The organism is Rhodovulum strictum (assembly GCF_009649175.1).
GTDB lineage: Bacteria > Pseudomonadota > Alphaproteobacteria > Rhodobacterales > Rhodobacteraceae > Rhodovulum > Rhodovulum strictum.
The window spans coordinates 1-629 of the sequence record NZ_WJPO01000089.1; the positions used below are offsets into that span (position 1 = coordinate 1).

1 protein-coding gene is annotated in these 629 nt (G+C 66.3%); it reads left to right on the forward strand.

Annotation, left to right across the window (positions count from 1 at the left end; genetic code table 11):
* Positions 1-174: 174 nt before the first annotated feature.
* Positions 175-597 (forward strand): type II toxin-antitoxin system VapC family toxin, encoded by a 423-nt coding sequence (locus tag GH815_RS18760; RefSeq protein ID WP_153750239.1) that lies wholly within the window; start codon positions 175-177, stop codon positions 595-597.
* Positions 598-629 lie beyond the last annotated feature (32 nt).

Below are 629 nucleotides of genomic sequence, written 5' to 3' on the forward strand. Positions count from 1 at the left end.
TCGATGGAAGAGGAGGTGCGCGAGATACTGCGCCACGTCGTTGGCGAAGCGAAGCCCACCCACGATCTTGCCGCGGCGATCCGTGCGCGGGTCGCGCCCCTCGGCGGCGTTGATCTCGACCTTCCGCAGCGAGAGGCCATGCGTGAACCGCCCGCATTTGATCGGGCCTGACGCATGATCATCCTCGACACGAATGTCATCTCCGAGCTGTTGCGCCCGGCGCCGGAGCCCAAGGTCGAACACTGGCTGTCGGCCCAGGATGGGTTGACCGTCTACCTGACCGCGATATCGGAGGCCGAACTGCGCTACGGCCTCGCGATCATGGGAAACGGCAAGCGCCGCGCCGCGCTGGTTGACGCCGTCGATCGCATCCTGCGAGAGGATCTCGCCGGGCGCATTCTGCCATTCGACACTGACGCTGCCCAGTCCTACGCCACCATCGCCGCCGCTCGCCGCGCCGCCGGGCGACCGATCGCCCAGGCCGATTGCCAGATCGCATCGATTGCCCACACCCGCGGCGCCACGATCGCCACGCGCAACACGCCTGATTTCGACGGCTGCGGGGTCGAACTGATCAATCCCTGGACTGCCGCATGAACGCTGTCGAGATCGATCAGGCCATCTCCGAA